We start from the raw sequence: 17,786 nt of genomic DNA, 5'->3' as shown, positions 1-17,786 counted from the left end.
AGTTGAACCTGCAATAGCACGGCGATTAAGCCGTGTAGCGTAACCCTATGGCACATCTACCCTTTACTAAATAGGCGGTGAGACCACCCACACCCTCACACGGATAGACCTCCGCAGGAACACTGCGTGCTAAACGGGGCGGTAATGCTTTGCTAGGAAGCTGGGTCATTTTCCTTGCGGTCAGACCTTTCGCCTATTCACGGGCAGATTATGCCATATTTTTACCAAATTTTACCAAAGGCGTAAAAAAAGCTATCATACTAAAATCTATTTCAAAAGGATAAATAATGCTAAATGACAAGGCGCAACAGACGGCGTTTAAATTGCTCGATAAATTTGGCAAAGTAGGCACGTATAAGCGCAAGGGCGGTCAAATTTACGACCCCGAAACGGGCGGAATGACCGAACAGACAAGCGAATACAAAGTAAAGGCGTATATCGATAGCATAAAAAGCTATTTAGCACCAATAGAGCGCGGATTAATAAACGAGGGTAACGTCGTGATCTTAATAGCCGCCAAATCTCTGCCTTTTATGCCGCAAAACAACGACTTGATAGAGTTTCCTCACTGCGCCTATACTATCAAATACAATGACGCGGTATGGGGCGGCGAGGATGTGGCGCTACATCAGCTAATCGGGGTGGCGAAGTAAAAACCGAACGCTACAACACAGTAAAAACGCTTAAATTTAGCGCAATTAAACCCTATTTCGCTAATACGGACGAACGAAAAAACGAACACTAATAAAACCCTAAGCCCCAAGCGGTTAAAATAGTGATGGATTTTAAAACAAAGGCTAGGATATGCAAACTCTAACCATACGGACGGATAACGCCGATTTCATAGAAAAAGCAAGAGAGATACTAATCACGCTAGCTAAATTTGACGGCGTGAAGCTAAGCCTAAGCGATGATTACACAAAAGAGCTAAACGCGCGAGCCGATGAAGCCCTGCAAGGCAAAGGGCTAATAGATGAAGCTCAGGCGCGCAAAAAGCTAGAGGCTATCAAAACCGAGATATTATCAGACATTGAAGCGATCAGGCGCGGAGAGTTTGAAACGATAAGCCACGACGAGCTAAAAGCGCGGGTTATGCAATGGTAATAAAATACAAGCCTAAATTTGAGCGCGAGTTAAAGACGATATTTGACTTCATAGCTAAAGACAGTCTAAACAGGGCGCGAGAGTTTAGAAACGAGCTTATCACAAAGATAGAACGCACGGCGCAAACGCCTCTTATTTGTCGCAAGTCCATTAATTTTGACGATGAGAGCATAAGGGATTTAATTTTTAAAAGCTATGTAATACCGTTTGCAATAGAGGACGAGGCTATTTACGTTTTAGGCATTTACAAAGCCAACGAGTGGCAAGCGTGAAACGAATAAAAACGGCTTTTGTTTCACAAACGAAGCTTAATTAAGTTTCGAGCCAAAAAAGCCGTGAAACATCTCAATTCTTAAGAAAATTTAGCCGTTTAAGCGTTTGAAACTTAAAAACGGCGAATGCTTAAATCACAAAGTGCCTATTTTAGGGCATATCTGCGTTTTTGTATTGAAAACTAAACTTTTCATTACCGATTTTTTATCTCCGAATATCTTAAATTTTTTATTACATCATAAAATATCTCGGATGTGTTTTTAAGTGTGTAAAAATTGACTTTATTTTTTAATAAAATATGATAAAAACGATATTAAAAGCAAAATTTCGAACAACCTCGCTTCCACCAAGTGTTATTTTTGCAACGTTTCAAAATCCACTAAAATACAAATTTAAAAATATTTTTACCTTATCATACTTCTAAAAATAAGCCTAATTAGACCAAAGATACTACTATCAAATCAAATTTTTATTAAAGCAAAATTTGACGTTTTTTATATGTCCATATTTTTCAAATTTGAACAAATTTAACCAAATTAAAAAAATAAATTTGACGCTAAAATTTGAGAGAAGTAAAATAGAAATAAAAGTAAAATTTGAAGTTAAATTTAAAAAGGGGTCTTACGACCCCTTGGCTACTTTATTACAGCCATCTTTCTGCGCATATACGCGATCCTGCTTTGTAGCGGGAGGTGTTTAGGGCAGTTATCCTCGCAGCCTAGCAGCGTCATACAGCCAAACACGCCGTCATCGTCGCCGATAAGCTCGTAAAAGTCCTCGTCGGTTCGTTTATCTAGCGCGTCGATTTTAAATCTAGCTACGCGGTTAAGTCCGACCGCACCGATGAAATCAGGCCTCATGATAGCCGTACCGCACGCAGCGACGCAGATACCGCACTCGATGCAGCGGTCAAGCTCAAATACTTCCTGCGCCACTTCGGGCTCAACCTTTTCCTCAAGCTTAGAGATATCGGTCTCGTGGTCGGTGTGTATCCAACTCTCCACGCGCTTACTCATCGCGTTCATCCAGTTGCCCGTGTCTACGCTTAGGTCTTTTAAAAGCTTAAATACCGGCAAAGGCATAAGCTCGATCACACCGTTTGGATAGTCTTTGGTTAGCGTACGGCAAGCAAGCTTTGGCGTACCGTTAACTAGCATACCGCAACTACCGCAGATACCGGCGCGGCAAACGAAGTCAAAGCTAAGATCCGGGTCAAATTTCTCGCGAATTTGATTTAACGCTATAAAAAGCGTCATGCCGTCGGTTTCTTCTAGCTCGTAGGTCGCGAAATGCGGCTTTGAAATTTTGCTTAACGGATTATATTTAAATGCTTTTATGGTTATTTTTCTACTCATATCCTATTCCTGCTCTTTCGTTTGGTGCTTTATATTTAGGCTGAAGATCATAGTGCATTAGCGCTTCTTGGATCTCGTATCTGCCTTTGCCTTCGGCTTCCATTTTAGCGCGGATCTCATCGACTTGCGCTTGGCGCACGGCGCTATCCGGGTGCTCGATAATGTTACCCTTAGCTCCGTATCCGCGGAATGCCGGCGGAATTTCCATTTTCATAATATCAAGCGGCTCATACACGATAGTCGGTAGCGTATCGCCCTCTTTCCAGCTAGTTAGAGTTCTGTTTAGCCAGTTTAGGTCGTCGCGTTTCGGATAGTCCTCGCGACAGTGCGCTCCGCGACTCTCGGTGCGATCAAGCGCGCCTTTTGCGATACAAAGGGCTAGTTTTAGCATCTTCGGTACGCGGTAGGCCTCCTCAAGCTCAGGGTTGCCAAATAGCGCCTTGTTTGTGACTTTGACGTCTAAAGATTGTTTATAAAGCTCTTCTAGCTCTTTTACCGCTACGGCTAGACCTTCGCCGGTTCTAAAGATCGCTACGTGCTCCCACATGATGTCTTTCATCTTGTTTTTGATCTCAAATACGTTAAATTTGCCCTCTTTTTCGACCAGGCTCTTTAGATAATCTTCCTCTTTTTTAACGAATTTTTCGATGTCGTTAGTGTTTATTTCGATCTCGTGTTTACCGCAGTAGTCGGCAAAATAATCACCCACGATCATGCCTGCGACGACCGTTTCAGAAACGGAATTGCCGCCTAGACGGTTAAATCCGTGCATATCCCAGCACGCAGCTTCGCCAGCACTAAATAGACCTGCTAGCGTCGGGCTCTCGCCTGTAGGCTTAGTTTTTATGCCGCCCATAGAGTAGTGCTGCATAGGTAGGATCGGCGCCCAGCCTTTACCGCGCTGTCGTCCGTTCTCGTCAGTATATACTTCGGTATCGGCAGGGTCGATGCCGTTAAAGATTTTGCAAATTTCTTGAACGTCGCGTAAGTTTTTCTCGATGTGCTCGCGTCCTAGGATCGAGATATCCAGCCAAACGTGATATCCGTATGGGCTAGGCACGCCTTTACCTGCACGGATATGCTCCATAATGCGGCGGCTTACGACGTCGCGGCTAGCTAGTTCTTTCTTCTCAGGCTCGTAATCAGGCATAAAGCGATATCCGTCCACGTCGCGTAAAATTCCGCCGTCGCCGCGGCAACCTTCCGTTAGCAAGATACCGCTTGGAACGATCGGAGTCGGGTGAAACTGCACCGCTTCCATATTTCCTAGTTGCGCAACTCCCGTTTCAAGAGCGATAGCAGCGCCGATACCTTCACAAACTACGGCGTTTGTGGTGTGTTTATAAACCCTTCCGTAGCCGCCCGTAGCTATCAACGTGCCTTTTGCGACGTATGCCGTGATCTCGCCGTTAACTAGATCGCGAACGATCGCACCGTAACAGCGGTTGTTTGCGTGGATTAGCGCGATAGCTTCTTTTCTATCGTGGATTTCGACGTTATGTTTTAGCGCTTCGTTTGCTACGGCAAAAAGCATAGTGTGACCGGTGGCGTCCGCCGTAAAGCATGTTCTCCATTTTTTAGTTCCGCCAAAGTCGCGAGAGTGGATGAGTCCGTGAACCTCTTCTTTTTCTACGATAGTAGTTTTTTGAGCGTTGATGATAGCGCTTCTCTCGCCTTTTGTGATACGAGTCCAAGGCACGCCCCAAGCGGCTAGCTCGCGGATAGCCTTAGGCGCAGTTTGACAAAACATACGTGCAACTTGCTGATCACAGCCCCAGTCGCTACCTTTTACCGTGTCGGCAAAGTGCACATCCTCGTTGTCGCCTTCGCTCATTTTTGAATTTCCTAAAGAGGCTTGCATGCCGCCTTGCGCAGCTGCAGAGTGCGAGCGCTTAACCGGAATTAGGCTTAAAACTACCGTACTTAGCCCCTTTTCTCCAGCGGCAACGGCAGCTCGAAGCCCCGCTAGACCGCCTCCGATAACTAATGCATCATAATATTTTACGTTCATTTTTTAAAGCTCCTTTTCCTAAAGACTGATCCACACGAAATCGGCGATCAGCGCGATGACCGCGAGCACTCCAAAAACAGCAAATATCGCGGTTTTGGCTTTATTTCTTTTTGCGAACATCTCTTGTTTGTTTACTCCGTCGATACTTACCCATTTTACATATAGGCGGTACATTCCCACGCTAGCGTGAACAACCATAAATAAAAGTAGAGCGAAGTAGAAAATTTCTAGTTGATGAAATGCAGCCGCTGATTTATCGGCAGTGATGTGCCCGCCGAAGATTATATCGACTAGGTGCGCGCTAGCTGCGAAAAATAGAGCAAAACCGGTCAAAAACTGAAACCACCAAAGCGTAGTGTCAAGATGCTTCATGCGGTCTTTATGACCTTTAAACATAATGTATTGTCTGTAGTTTGCAGGGAATTTCCTCATCGCTAAAAACGCGTGAGCGATAAAAACGGCAAATATTACCGCAGCGATAACGTTAGTGATCCACCACGTAGCCTCGCCGAATAAAAATTTAGCCTCCGCAAAACCTACAATGGCGTTAAATGCGCCCTTGCCGAATAAAATGGTAGAGGTAAATACCATGTGACACAAAATAAAACAGGCCAAAATCAGTCCCGTTATACTTTGCCATCTGTCCCAAACGGCAGGAGTACGACTTTTTTTCGTATCCGCTTGCCTACCTAAGAAGCCCTCGATTAGCCCACTCATGAGCCCTCCTATAAAATTGAAATAAATTATCATAACTTAAGAGAAAATTAAATTATGATACTAGAAAAACGGTGTAATAGTATCGCAAATTACTTTAAAAACCTTTTAAAATTTTGTATATTTTTTATTTAAGATAATATAAAGGAAAATGCCGCACGCAAACATTAAAAAGGATAGTATCTGCCCCATAGATAAATTTAAAAACACAAAGCCGATGCCGAAATCAGGCTCCCTAAAGAACTCGCAGACAAATCTGGCAAAGGTATAAAGTATGGCATAAAGAGCGATGAGTTCGCCGTCAAATTTTTTAAATTTTCTATAAACAAAAATGATAGCAAAAACCGCAAGCCCTTCTAAAACGGCTTCATAAATTTGCGACGGATGGCGCATCTGTCCCGCGACGTTGATCGCCCATGAGACGTCCGTGATACGACCGAAAAGCTCTTGATTTAAAAAATTTCCTATGCGACCGAAAAAATATCCAAGCGGAATACTAAGCGCGACGAGGTCCAAAAGCTGCCACAAATTTTGCTTAAATTTACGGCAAAAAGCCCACGTCGCTATCAAAAACCCAACTACAGCGCCGTGATAGCTCATGCCGCGGATACCGACGAATTCGCCGTTATGAAAGGGGTTAAAAATCTGCCAAGGATGAGTGAGATAATAAGCGGTATTTGGATCATAAATGACGATGTAGCCGAGCCTCGCGCCCAGTATCACGCCGATTTCCACCCAAAAGAAATAGTTATCAAGCAGCGAATTTGAAATTTGCATATTATCGCGCTTGACGATAAATTTAGCCACTCCGAGTGCCACGAGTAGCGCCAGGACGTACATTATCCCGTACCAGTGCACCTTGATGCCAAACAGCTCAAACGCGACCGGATCAAAATTTATATAAAAGTCGTTCCACCAATTCATCTAGGTACGACTTTGACTTTTAGCGTATTTTCGATGCCGCTCGCAAAATCCTCAAAAAGATGCCCCATCGCGCGGTAAAATTTGCTTCCCGCTTCGTTTTGCAGGACTGGAGCTAGTTTTTTAGCGTACGGTAGCAGATACGAGCTTAGCAAAACGCCCAAAATCTCCTTCGTCTGCTCGTCTTGTTTTAGCTCGACGACGGAGGAGAAAAACGAGAGCTCGTTTGTTACGCTATCAAGCACGCTGACATTTAAATTTGGGCTAAATTTGCACTTTTTATAAAAGCCTTCAAGAAGCGCCTTATCACCCTCGAAAAAAAACTCCGCGTTAAAATATTTTTTCAAATTTGCAAAGTCTTTCGAGATCTCTAGGGTGCTTTCAGTTTTGATCGACTCCTCGTATAGCGCGCGCCCTTTGGCGTTTGCTTCGCTATCGTTTGTTATTATCCATTTTGGATTTTTATTTAGCTCGCCAAAAAGCTTCGCGCTCGGCGGCAGAGCGAAATTTAGCGCAAATATCCTTGCGATCACGGCGTAAAATTTACCCAAATTCATCGTTTTCCTTTGTGTTTTTTTGCGGGATTTTACAAAATTTAGGCTAAATTTTAGATTTGCTTAAATCGTAATCTGATCGAATTTAATACGACAGTAACCGAGCTAAAGCACATCGCAGCAGCCCCGTAAACGGGCGTGAGCATGAGTCCTAACGGCGCTAGAACTCCAGCCGCGACGGGAATGCAAACGGCGTTATAAACAAACGCCCAAAACAAATTTTGCTTTACCGTTTTCATCGTCTCGTTGGCTAAATTTATCGTAGCGACCGCGCTTTTTAGGTCGTTTTTTACCAGCACTACGTCGCCGGCCTCTTTTGCGATATCCGCGCCGCTACTCATCGCGATGCCCGCATTTGCTTGCTTTAACGGGGCGGCATCGTTGATACCGTCACCGACAAACAGCACCGCACCCTCTTCTTGCAGGCGTTTTATGGTTTAAAATTTTTCATTAGGCAGCATGCCGGCAAAGACCTCCTCTACGCCTAGCTTGCCCGCCACGTTTTTAGCGGTGAAGGCGTTATCTCCTGTTAGCATTACTGGCGTTATACCGGCATCTTTTAGGCTTTGTATGGCCTGCGCGGCGTCGTCCTTTACCCTGTCGCTAAGGGCTATAAATCCTACGTAAATTTTATCCACGGCCGCGAGTATTACGCCGTTTCCTTCGTTTTGCGCTTTGGCGATTTGCTCTTTAGCCTGCGCGCTTATCTCCACGCCAAGCTCGCTTAAAAAGGCCTCGTTGCCTGCTATTACGCTGCCGTCCTCGCTCTTTACGCCACGTCCGGCGATATTTTCAAAACCCTTTTCGTCGCCTAAAATTTTAAGCCCCAGCTCGTTTGCGTATCTAACGATAGCAGTTGATATCGGGTGCGAGCTTTTGGCCTCTAGCGCGGCGATTTTGGCTAAATTTTCATCGTTTATATCGGTAAAATTTACCGAAATTTCGCCCTTGGTTAGCGTTCCGGTTTTGTCAAATACCGCGTATTTCACGCCGCCAAGAACCTCTAAAACTTCGGGATTTTTAATCAGGATTCCGTTTTTAGCGCCTAGAGATAGCGAGGAGACGATAGCTATCGGGGTAGCTAACCCCAGCGCGCAAGGACACGAGATAATTAGCACGCAAACCGCGCTTAGCACGCCTTGCAGCGCATTTCCCGTAAGCGCAAACCACGCAAAAAACGTAACGATGGCGATAGCTATCACGATAGGCACGAAGATATTTGCCACGCGGTCGGCAAAGCGGCTAATAGTCATCTTTTTGCTCGACGCATCGCTTAAAAGCTCTAAAATTTGCGACAAAAGCGTTTGATTAGCGAGCTTTGTAACCTTTACGTTGATGTAGCCGTTTAAATTTATCGTTCCGGCATTGACCTCGTCGCCTTGTTTCTTGTAGACAGGGAGGCTCTCGCCCGTTAGCATCGAGGTATCGATCTCTGCGCCGCCGTTTATCACGACTCCGTCGCAAGGCACCGCGTAGCCGCTCTTTACGACCGCGACGTCGCCTATTTTTAGGCTCACGGCATCCACTTCCAGCGCGCTACCGTCTTTTTGTAGTACGAGAGCGGTCTTTGGCGACATATTCATGAGCGATTTTATATAATCGCCTGCGCGAGCTTTTGAGCGCTCTTCTAAAAATTTACCCAGCAGCACGAAAGCCGTTATCATGGCTGCGCCAGAAACGTAGAGGTGGCGCATGTTTTCGGGTAGGTGCTCGCCCGCGATAAAAACTCCCAGCGAATACGCAAACGCCGTGCTTGTTCCCAGCGCGACGAGTACGTTCATATCGAAATTTTTATTTTTTAGCGCGCCGTAAGCATGGATGAAAAAATCCCGCCCGCACGTAGCTATCGTAATAAAGGCAAGCGCGAGCATAATAGCTGATTTTGCCGCGCTTGGCTGCTCGCTCATCTCAAGCGCCATGATCACCGCGCTAAAAGCTGCAGCGGCTAGGAAATTTCGGCGTAAATTTAAAATATGTTTCTCGCGTTTGGCTTCAAATTCCGCCAAATCCTTTGCCACGCCGTAGCCTAGTTTTTTTATTTTTTCCTCTATCGCGGCTTGTACTTCGGCGCTTTCTATGATAAATTCGCCCGAGCCGTTTGCGAAGCTGACCTTCGCGTCTATCACGCCGGCTATCTTTTTAGTTACGCGCTCGATGGCATTTGAGCAGTTTACGCAGGTCATGCCCGCGATGTTTAGTTTGATATTTTGCATCAAATTTTCCCTATGACGCTAAATCCCAAATCATCCAGCTCCTCTTTAAATTTCGCCTCGTCCTTGCCGTCTAAATTTACGCTCACGACCCTCGGCTCTACGCTAAGATCGACCTTTATCTCGCCGTATTCGTCGCCAAGAGCGTTTTTTATGGTGTTTGCGCAGTTTTCGCAGTGGATATTAGCAACCTTAAATTTAGTCATCCTATCTCCTTTGTCATATGATAGTATTTGTGAGAATTTATGAACATTTCGCAATCGGTTTTAAAGCCCAAGCGCTCGTAAAAAGCCATGGTTTTGGGCTTTTTCTCATCGACGATGAGGGCTACTTTTTTGATATTTCGTTTTGACGCGAGGGTAAAGATAAATTTGATTAGCTCTTTTGCGATACCTCGTCCTCGAAATCTCTCGTCCACGGCAAGACTATCAATATATAGCTCGTCCGCAAAGCACTCCGTCTGCGGAAATTCGCTTGAACCAAGCATCCGCAAATGCTCCCTAATGGGTCCATCTAGCGTTTCGATCTCTCCTCCGTCGTAAGCGCAAATCGCACCCGCGATCTCGCTGTCAAATTTGAAAACAAAAACATTGCTGTAGCTTAGGCGGTTTATCTCGCTGCGGAAAAATTTATGCAAAATTTCATCGCTCTTAGCGGGATCGCTCACGCCGCTAAGCGTAAAAGCGATGTCCTCCATGGCTAAATTTAACAGCTCTATGCAGCGCGCGGCGTCGTCTTTTCGGGCATTTAAAATCATACGCGGATTATAGGACTTAAAGCTAAATTTTTTGCTAATACGCTCAAAACCTCGTGTTTTTAAAAAAATGCAAAATTTTTTTAGATATAATTGAGCAAAAATTTTTAAAGGAATGAAATGGGACGAGCGTTTGAATACAGGCGTGCCGCAAAGGAAGCGCGCTGGGACAAGATGAGCAAGGTTTTTCCAAAACTTGCCAAAGCCATAACCGTGGCTGCTAAAGAAGGCGGCACAGAGCCTGATATGAACCCAAAACTCCGCGCCGCGATAGCAGCGGCCAAGGCGCAAAATATGCCAAAAGACAACATCGACGCGGCGATAAAACGCGCTAGCGGCAAGGATAGCGCTGATATCAAGACGATATTTTACGACGGCAAAGGCGCGCACGGCGTGCAGATCATCGTCGAGTGCGCTACTGATAACCCGACTCGAACGGTCGCCAACGTCAAGGCGATATTTAGCAAAAACGGCGGCGAAATTTTGCCTAGCGGAAGCTTAAATTTCATGTTTACGAGAAAGAGCGTTTTCGAGCTTGATATGCCCGCAAAAGAGCTTGACGAGATCGAGCTAGAGCTCATCGACTTTGGTCTAACCGAGATCGAGGAAGAAGACGGCGTGCTTTATATCTACGGCGATTACGCGAGCTTTGGCACGCTTAGCGAAGGTATCGAAAAGCTGGGGCTTGAAGCCAAAAAAGCTAGCCTGCAATACATCGCAAACTCGCCCGTAAGCCTAGACGAAGAGCAAATGAACGAGCTAGAAAAACTGCTCGACAAGCTTGAAGACGACGACGACGTGCAAGCGGTTTATACAAATATAGAATAAATTTAAGGAACAAAATGAGAAACGACGAACTAAAAATCTACGACATCGATGCAGCCGAGCTTGCTAAGCTCAAATTTGCAGTGATCCACACCGAAAAAGGCGATATGAAGCTCGAGCTCTACGGCGACGAAGCACCGCAAGCGGTAACAAATTTCGCCCAGCTAGCTAAAAGCGGCTTTTACGACGGATTAAATTTCCACCGCGTGATACCAAATTTCGTGATCCAGGGTGGCTGCCCGCACGGTACGGGCACTGGAGGTCCTGGCTGGCGCATCAAGTGCGAGTGCGTAGGCCAAAAACACAAGCATAAACGCGGAGCGCTATCTATGGCGCACGCGGGTCGCGACACGGGCGGCAGTCAGTTTTTCGTCTGCCACAGCGCGCAGCCGCACCTTGACGGCGTACATACGGTGTTTGGGCAGATCGTGGACGAGCCGAGCCTAAAGACGCTAGATAGCGTCAGACAAGGCGATAAGATAAACTCGATCGAAATTTTAGAGAGTTTGTAAAATTTGATGAAATTTGCGGCGGCGGATAAAATTTGACCAAAATCGCTGCAATTTTTATCTTTTTATATAAATTTATTTGTTAAAATACCTTTTTAATAATTTTTAAAGGACACCTCTTGAACCCAAGCGTTTCAAACGCGGCAAAACCGCAAAAACCTTTTCTTATTAGAATGTTTACCAACCTAGCGTTTTGGGTGGTTTTCGGCATCATCGCCGGTATCGCGGTCGGCATGATCTTCCCGGATCTAGGCATCGCGAGCAAGCCGGGCATCGACTACTTTATCAAAGCTTTAAAAGCCCTCATCGGACCGATCATTTTCCTCACGATCGTCTCAGGTATCATCGGACTTGAGAGTATGAAGGAACTAGGCTCCATCGGACTTAAAGGATTTATTTACTTTGAAGTTGTGAGCACGCTAGCGCTTGCTGTGGGAATAATCTTTGGTGAGACGCTAAAACCGGGTCACGATATGCACCTTGACTACACGCAGCTTGATGCCTCTAGCGTAGAAAAATTTACAAGCCAAGCCTCAAATATAGACGCAAATAGCGGAATTTTAACGCATACGCTTCATATTTTGCGCGGCGCGGTACCGGTTGACGGCATTTTACCTTATGTGCATTTGCTTGATCCGTTTATCAAATCAAACACGCTTCAAGTACTATTTTTGGCAATCGTTACGGCTGTTGCGATCTCGTTTTTAAAGCACGACTATAAAAAGAAGATCCTAAAACCGCTTGAGATAATTCAGCACTGGGTGCTAAAACTGCTTACGATTTTGATGCTATTTAGCCCGGTTGCGGCGTTTTCCGCGATGGCATTTTTGATCGGTAAATTCGGCATTAACTCGCTTTTGGGTATGCTTGAGCTACTTTTCGTTATGGCGATTGCAAGCTTATTTTTTATATTCGTCGTTCTGGGTATAATTTGCTATTTTGCGAAGGTCAATATCTTTAAATTTATGCGCTTCATCGCAAAAGAAGTCCTGATCGTATTTGCGACGAGCTCCTCAGAGACCGCGCTAGCTCCGCTCATGCAAAAGCTCGAAGCAGCAGGCATCCACAGGGGCGCAGTAGGGCTCATCATACCGACTGGATATTCGTTTAACCTCGACTGCACGAACATCTACCTATCGCTTAGCGTTATTTTCCTCGCTCAAGCCTTCGGTATCCCACTAACGGTCGAGCATTTGATACAAATTCTAGTCATATTGATGGTAACGAGCAAGGGCGCGGTCGGCGTCACGGGCTCCGGATTTATCATACTTGCCGGTACGCTTGCCGCGCTTCCTAGTGCAGGTATCCCGGTCGTTACGGTTGCGGTGCTGCTTGGTGTGGATAAATTTATGTCCGAGATGCGTGCGGTCGGAAACCTCTGCGGCAACGCCGTAGGCTGCCTAATCATCTCGATCTGGGATAAAAAAGTAGATATGGAGAAATTCCGCTACGCCCTCGATCACCCGGACGAGTTTCACTTCCATTCGTAAATTTAAGGCGGTGGGCTTTTAGCTCATCGCCTTGCTCAAACTACCCAAATTAAAATTCATACTTAAACCCCGAAATCCTACCCTTGTCGTCAAATTTGATCAAAAGCTCTTTGTCAAATTTAGCGACGATTTCGTCTTTCGCTTTCTTAAAAAGTCCACCCTTTTCAACGTTTTCATCAAATTTGACCCCGTTAAATTCCAAAAAACTTTTGATAAAAATTTTGTGATCTACGTCGTGATTTTGTATGCAGCTACTTGCTGTTTTGACAAACTCGTGCGCGCCAAGAGGCTCAAAAACCGAAGCCGGCACATCCATGATCGCTACAAACGCGCAGCCCTTATCGTACTCGCAACCGTAGTAGCATAAATTTTCGCCCGCCACTCCGCACGCGGCGATGGATAGATTATGCCCGTTAAGCATCTCATCAAGCTCAAAGCTAGGTTCGCTAAAAGCCTGTAAACCCCACTCTCGTCCCGCGCGTAAAATCTCGTGCGAAAACGCCGTCGCCTCGGGGCTAAGGCCGCTTTGATTGGCAAATCCCCACAGCCATGTGTCGCTCACATCCGACTCGCTGCCGATAAACTGTATCTTGTAAATTTGATCGCCGAAAGCTATCTCGCATCGATCAAAATCAACGTTCCAGTCGAGGTTACCGACGATATCTGCAAATCTATTTTGCACGGTCGCCATCTTGCCCAGCGTAGCCGAAAAAACCTGATGAAAGTCCGAAAAGTCGCTTACGTAGCGTAAATTTCGCATTTTTGCTCCTTTAAATTTGGTTTGCGAATTATACCGATTAAATTTTAAACTTGCCCGAAAATATTAAAATTTTATTTTAAGCTTAATTAAAAGATAGTATAATTTCATAAATTTTATCTCAAATTTAGGAGCAAACATGGACATAGTCGAGAGATTTTTACGCTATACAAAGATCAACACAACGACAAACCGCGAAGCGGGCGCGGCAGGCATCATGCCATCTAATCCAACCGAGCACGATCTAGCAAAGCTGATAGAAAGCGAGCTAAAAGAGCTTGGCCTGCAAAATATAAAAAGACGAGAAAACGCCATAACTACGGCTGTTTTGCCGTCAAATTCCTCTAACAATCTGCCCTCCGTGGCGTTTTTTGCACACCTTGACACGAGCGCGGAGCAAAAAAACGACACGAAAGCGCAAATCGTGCACTACGAGGGCGGCGACATCACGCTAAACAAAGAACTAGGCATAGCGCTAAAACAAAGCGAATTCCCAGAGCTTGCCAATTACGTCGGAGACGACCTCATCGTGACTGATGGCACCAGCCTGCTAGGTGCGGATGACAAGGCTGCGATCGCCGCCATCGTAAACGCCGCGCAGTTTTTCGTACAAAACCCGCAGATCGAGCACGGCGACGTGACGTTTGGCTTTTTGCCCGACGAGGAGCAAGGCCTGCGCGGAGCCAAAGCGCTTGATATCTCGGAGATAAAGGCCGATTTTGCTTACTGCCTAGACTGTTGCGGTATCGGCGAGCTAATTTACCAAAACTGGAACGCAGGCGACGCGGTCGTGACCTTTATCGGACAGTCCGCGCACCCGATGAACGCCAAGGGCAAGCTCGTAAACTCCTTGCTGCTTGCGCACAAATTTATCTCGATGCTACCCGGCGGCGAAGCACCCGAATACACCGACGGCGTCGAGGGCTACTACTGGGTTAAGGAGCTATCTGGCAACAGCGCAAAGACCGTGCTAAAGCTCGATGTTCGCGAATTTAATGAGGCGAAATACGCGCAGCGTATAGCGTTTTTACAAGATCTAGCCGACTCGTTTGCTAAAATTTACGGCGCACACAGGGTACAAATCAGCCTAAAAGACCGCTACAAAAACGTATTTAACTACCTTGCGGACGGCGAAAACAGCCTGCCCGTCGTCGCGGCAAAGCAGGCCTACGCGCGCCTAAATATCGAGCCAAAAGTGATCCCGATGCGAGGCGGATATGACGGCGCGGTCATCTCGGAAAAAGGTGTACCGTGTCCGAACCTATTTACCGGCGCGCACAACTTTCACTCCATCTACGAGTATCTGCCGGTAAAATCGCTACGAGCGGCCAGCAACGTCATCTGCGAGATCGTAAAAATCATAGCCGAGAAGTAAATTTAATCAAATTTGAGGGCGAATTCGCTCTCAAATTTGCAAATCACAATCGCCCGCTTACTACCTTTATCTACGTTTACGAGACCCATCTCTTAACGGCGCTAGCTCAAATTTACGTCAAATTTGAACCGTAAATTTGACCGAGTCGCCCGAATTTAAGCTCGCTTTGCGTAAAATGTGAAAGCAAATTTAAATAGGAGCAAATTTGATGAAAAAGATATTTTTACCGCTGATCGCCGCTTCGGTTTTGGCTGTCGGCGCCGATATAAACGCGCTACAAAAAGAGTGCGACGACGGAAACGGCGCAAGCTGCTACGAGCTTGGAGTTTTATACGATAACGCGGGAAACGGAGCCGCGCAAGACTATCAAAAAGCGGCAGAGCTCTACTCAAAGGCGTGCGAGCTAGGCAGCGGTGCAGGCTGCTCAAATTTGGGCTTTTTATATGGCAACGGCAACGGCGTGGCGCAGGATAGCAAAAAAGCCGCCCAGCTTTACGCAAAGGCCTGCGATATGGGCGATGAAGCGGGTTGTTCAAATTTGGGCTTTGCCTACGCAAACGGGCGCGGCGTCGAGCAAGACCACGTAAAAGCAAGCGAATTTTACGCCAAAGCCTGCGAGATGGGTAACGGCGGCGGATGCTACAACCTAGGCAATCTATACGCGCAAGGACGAGGCGCCAAAGAGGACGCAAATGCGGCTGAAAAATACCTCAAAAAAGCGTGCGATATGGAGCCGGAGCTAGCCTGCGACCGCTATAAAGAATTTACTCAAAAATAACATTGACCACCTTTGTGCGGTAAATTTGATGGGAAAATTTGCTGTTTTAGCCTTAAATTTTAGCGGCAAGCTGCACGTATGAACATCTCTCGCAAAAACCAAATCATGAGCCAGGACGACAGGCGTCGCCCCGGCAAATGCAAAGTCGGCAAGGCGCCGACTTTATCAAATTTGACTCCGTAAATTTAGAGCATAAAAAATGCTATGACGCACACGGCTATCGCCATCGCAGGAGCCGTTCGCTTAGCTATCTCAACCGGGCTAACCATAGCTAGACCCGCGCACACGATCGCTGCACCAGCGATAGGAGACGACGAGCGGCCTAGAGCGCCTGAGATCGCAGCGGCCATGCCTAGTTTATCCTGCGCAAAGCCAAGGTCTGAGGCGTGAATGGTGATAGCTTGGTTGAACGCCATAGTAGCGGCGTCGCCCGAGCCCGTAACCGTACCCATGAGATACGGTACGAACGTACCGCCGTAGCGTACGAAATCCTGAGAGTGCTTTAGCCACTCGGTGACCGCATCGATCGCGCCGCACGCCTTTAAACCCGCGACGAAAACGCCGGCGGCGATGATGATACCCATGACCTCAGCGTAGGCGCTACCCATACCGTTAAAAAACTCCTTGGTGATCTTTTCCGGGCTCGTCCACGTGATGAAAACCGCGATGATAGCGCCAAGAATCATAGCCTCGGCCACGCCCATCTTCGTCCATGCTAGCCATGAGATTTTATTTAGGCCCGTACCGCCGACGACTAGGATAACTAGCGGGATGAGAGGCGCTAGAGCAAACAGCAAATTTACCTTCGTCTGCGTCGCTTCGCCGGAATTGCTTGTAGATTTAGGCGAAAAATCCTGCCCTTTTTGATAATCTTTAAAGATAATCGCCGTCAAACTAATCACGATCAAAACGACGATACCAGCGGCTACGGCGTTTGGAAACTGTACGCTGATGACGTCTTGGACGGTGTAGGCTTCGTTTGTCTTCTTAACCATGTCGGTTACAAAAATGTTGTGCGCAGAGCCGGGGCTTAGCACGCCGCCAAACGTACCGGCAAATACCGCAGCTCCCGCCATCGCAGGACGTACGCCAGAGGCCATCAAAAGCGGTATCATCGTAGCTCCCACCGCAGCCGAGCAGCCCGCAGCCGACGGTATCGCGATGTTGATAAAATAAGTCAGCACGAATGTAGCCGGAATCAGCAAAAATCCGATATTTTTCATCGGCTTGGTAAGTAGCAAAACCCAGTGCTGGTCGCACTTAGTCACCTTCATAACGTAAGCAAAGCCCATGCTGGCGCAAATCGCCTTGATAAGGCCGGCCGAAGTCATCGACTTCGTAAAGCTCTCAAGCGCTCCGAGCGGATTTAGACAGATGACGCAGAGCACGAGTCCCACGCCGATGAGCACGGTTTTGGTCTCTCTTTTTTTGACCAGTAAAAACACGACGGCGATCAAGCCTATGACCGCACAGATTAGCTTAGCAGTAGCCATTTTGTCCCCTTTCGTTTTGTTTTTTTATTCCTGTTTCAAATTTGACTCAAATTTACGCCGTTTGGGTTTTGCGCGCTAGTTTCGAGACAAATTTAATCTTTTTATTTTTGTCGCCGATCAATGCCAAATCCAAATTTGAAGGCTCTTCTAAAACAGTTTCAAATTTGAAATTTGAGCCACGAACCGAAAACGACTAAAATTTAAAGCTATCTCCAACCTTTATGAGCTCGGTTTCTTTTTGGTACGCCATTTTTAAAACCGGACTATTTTCCATACCCATCACGGTCGCATTTTCGCCCTTTATCCTTAGAGCCGTGCCTTCAGGTAGCGCGTAGATCAGGCTTTTTTGATTTACTATCAAAAACTCCTCCAGCCTCTCCTCCCTGCTTTCGCCGTTGTGTCCGGCGATCTTGCCACTTATAAAATGCGGATTTATCTGGTGCGGGAAGATATTTAACGCGTCAAAGCTTTTTGGCATGATGATAGGCATATCGTTTGTCGTCATCATCGTGCTTCCCGCGACGTTTGCGCCCGCCCTCCAGCAAAAATACGGCACTCCCGCCTCCACTCTTTGCCTGATAGCTTCGACTAAATCAAATTTATAAAGATAGTAAAGCAGTGCAAATGTGTTTCCGCCGCCGATACAGATGGCTTTAGCCTCGG

Annotated in this window: 18 protein-coding genes and 1 pseudogene; 8 read left to right on the top strand and 11 right to left on the bottom strand. The window is 46.5% G+C overall.

Translation table 11 applies throughout. From position 1 onward, the window contains the following. Positions 1–287 precede the first annotated feature (287 nt). The 3 genes from H740_RS07970 to H740_RS07960 all read left to right on the top strand — a co-directional run bounded on the left by H740_RS07970 (position 288) and on the right by H740_RS07960 (position 1,376). Positions 288–653: a hypothetical protein gene (locus H740_RS07970; protein ID WP_002953071.1), complete on the top strand. Its 366-nt coding sequence runs from the start codon at positions 288–290 to the stop codon at positions 651–653. Positions 654–804: 151 nt separating this feature from the next. After that, entirely contained in the window at positions 805–1,104 is a 300-nt protein-coding gene (locus H740_RS07965) for a hypothetical protein (RefSeq protein WP_002953070.1), read from the top strand. Continuing rightward, on the top strand, positions 1,098–1,376 hold the full coding sequence (locus H740_RS07960; RefSeq protein ID WP_002953069.1) for a type II toxin-antitoxin system RelE/ParE family toxin: 279 nt from the start codon (positions 1,098–1,100) through the stop codon (positions 1,374–1,376). Before H740_RS07965 ends, H740_RS07960 begins: the two co-directional genes overlap by 7 nt. A 636-nt stretch (positions 1,377–2,012) precedes the next feature. On the opposite strand, the gene H740_RS07955 is transcribed toward H740_RS07960, so the two are convergent. The 8 genes and pseudogenes from H740_RS07955 to H740_RS07920 all read right to left on the bottom strand — a co-directional run bounded on the left by H740_RS07955 (position 2,013) and on the right by H740_RS07920 (position 9,899). Next, entirely contained in the window at positions 2,013–2,732 is a 720-nt protein-coding gene (locus tag H740_RS07955) for a fumarate reductase iron-sulfur subunit (protein WP_002953066.1), read from the bottom strand. Further along, positions 2,725–4,743: a fumarate reductase flavoprotein subunit gene (locus H740_RS07950; RefSeq protein WP_002953065.1), complete on the bottom strand. Its 2,019-nt coding sequence runs from the start codon at positions 4,741–4,743 to the stop codon at positions 2,725–2,727. The genes H740_RS07955 and H740_RS07950 overlap by 8 nt, the downstream gene beginning before the upstream one ends. A gap of 18 nt (positions 4,744–4,761) precedes the next feature. Continuing rightward, positions 4,762–5,460 (bottom strand): fumarate reductase cytochrome b subunit, encoded by a 699-nt coding sequence (locus H740_RS07945; protein ID WP_002953063.1) that lies wholly within the window; start codon positions 5,458–5,460, stop codon positions 4,762–4,764. Positions 5,461–5,565: 105 nt separating this feature from the next. Next, complete coding sequence (gene lgt, locus H740_RS07940) at positions 5,566–6,381, bottom strand: prolipoprotein diacylglyceryl transferase (RefSeq protein WP_002953062.1); 816 nt, start codon at positions 6,379–6,381, stop codon at positions 5,566–5,568. After that, positions 6,378–6,935 carry a hypothetical protein gene (locus H740_RS07935; protein WP_002953061.1) on the bottom strand — a complete coding sequence of 186 codons (558 nt, stop codon included), beginning with the start codon at positions 6,933–6,935 and terminating at the stop codon, positions 6,378–6,380. Before H740_RS07935 ends, lgt begins: the two co-directional genes overlap by 4 nt. A gap of 50 nt (positions 6,936–6,985) precedes the next feature. Then, a pseudogene (locus H740_RS07930) lies at positions 6,986–9,145 on the bottom strand (heavy metal translocating P-type ATPase). After that, positions 9,145–9,348 carry a heavy-metal-associated domain-containing protein gene (locus H740_RS07925; RefSeq protein WP_002953060.1) on the bottom strand — a complete coding sequence of 68 codons (204 nt, stop codon included), beginning with the start codon at positions 9,346–9,348 and terminating at the stop codon, positions 9,145–9,147. Before H740_RS07925 ends, H740_RS07930 begins: the two are co-directional and overlap by 1 nt. Then, positions 9,345–9,899 (bottom strand): GNAT family N-acetyltransferase, encoded by a 555-nt coding sequence (locus H740_RS07920; RefSeq protein ID WP_002953059.1) that lies wholly within the window; start codon positions 9,897–9,899, stop codon positions 9,345–9,347. The genes H740_RS07925 and H740_RS07920 overlap by 4 nt, the downstream gene beginning before the upstream one ends. Positions 9,900–10,016: 117 nt before the next feature. On the opposite strand from H740_RS07920, the gene H740_RS07915 reads away from it, so the two are divergent. From H740_RS07915 to H740_RS07905, 3 genes are all read left to right on the top strand, one after another. Continuing rightward, positions 10,017–10,724 (top strand): YebC/PmpR family DNA-binding transcriptional regulator, encoded by a 708-nt coding sequence (locus H740_RS07915; RefSeq protein WP_002953058.1) that lies wholly within the window; start codon positions 10,017–10,019, stop codon positions 10,722–10,724. A gap of 14 nt (positions 10,725–10,738) precedes the next feature. Beyond that, positions 10,739–11,233 carry a peptidylprolyl isomerase gene (locus H740_RS07910; RefSeq protein ID WP_002953057.1) on the top strand — a complete coding sequence of 165 codons (495 nt, stop codon included), beginning with the start codon at positions 10,739–10,741 and terminating at the stop codon, positions 11,231–11,233. A 116-nt stretch (positions 11,234–11,349) separates the two neighbouring features. Then, complete coding sequence (locus H740_RS07905; protein ID WP_002953056.1) at positions 11,350–12,720, top strand: cation:dicarboxylate symporter family transporter; 1,371 nt, start codon at positions 11,350–11,352, stop codon at positions 12,718–12,720. Positions 12,721–12,769: 49 nt separating this feature from the next. Here the strand turns inward: H740_RS07905 and H740_RS07900 are convergent, their stop codons facing one another. Next, positions 12,770–13,480 (bottom strand): DUF6882 domain-containing protein, encoded by a 711-nt coding sequence (locus tag H740_RS07900; protein ID WP_002953055.1) that lies wholly within the window; start codon positions 13,478–13,480, stop codon positions 12,770–12,772. Between the two features lie 136 nt (positions 13,481–13,616). Between H740_RS07900 and pepT the strand changes: the two genes are divergently transcribed. Beyond that, entirely contained in the window at positions 13,617–14,852 is a 1,236-nt protein-coding gene (gene pepT, locus H740_RS07895; RefSeq protein ID WP_002953054.1) for a peptidase T, read from the top strand. 208 nt (positions 14,853–15,060) lie between these two features. Then, positions 15,061–15,630, top strand: coding sequence for a tetratricopeptide repeat protein (locus H740_RS07890; RefSeq protein WP_002953053.1), 570 nt, complete (start codon positions 15,061–15,063; stop codon positions 15,628–15,630). A gap of 185 nt (positions 15,631–15,815) precedes the next feature. Here the strand turns inward: H740_RS07890 and dcuC are convergent, their stop codons facing one another. After that, complete coding sequence (gene dcuC / locus H740_RS07885) at positions 15,816–17,123, bottom strand: C4-dicarboxylate transporter DcuC (RefSeq protein ID WP_002953052.1); 1,308 nt, start codon at positions 17,121–17,123, stop codon at positions 15,816–15,818. 193 nt (positions 17,124–17,316) lie between these two features. Continuing rightward, positions 17,317–17,786: dipeptidase PepE (gene pepE / locus H740_RS07880; RefSeq protein ID WP_002953051.1), on the bottom strand; the 470-nt coding region annotated here is incomplete at its 5' end.

The sequence above is a fragment of the Campylobacter showae CC57C genome (assembly GCF_000344295.2).
Classification (GTDB): domain Bacteria; phylum Campylobacterota; class Campylobacteria; order Campylobacterales; family Campylobacteraceae; genus Campylobacter_A; species Campylobacter_A showae_B.
Note: the sequence above shows the minus strand (reverse complement) of the source record. Positions and strands in the feature narration are given on the sequence as shown.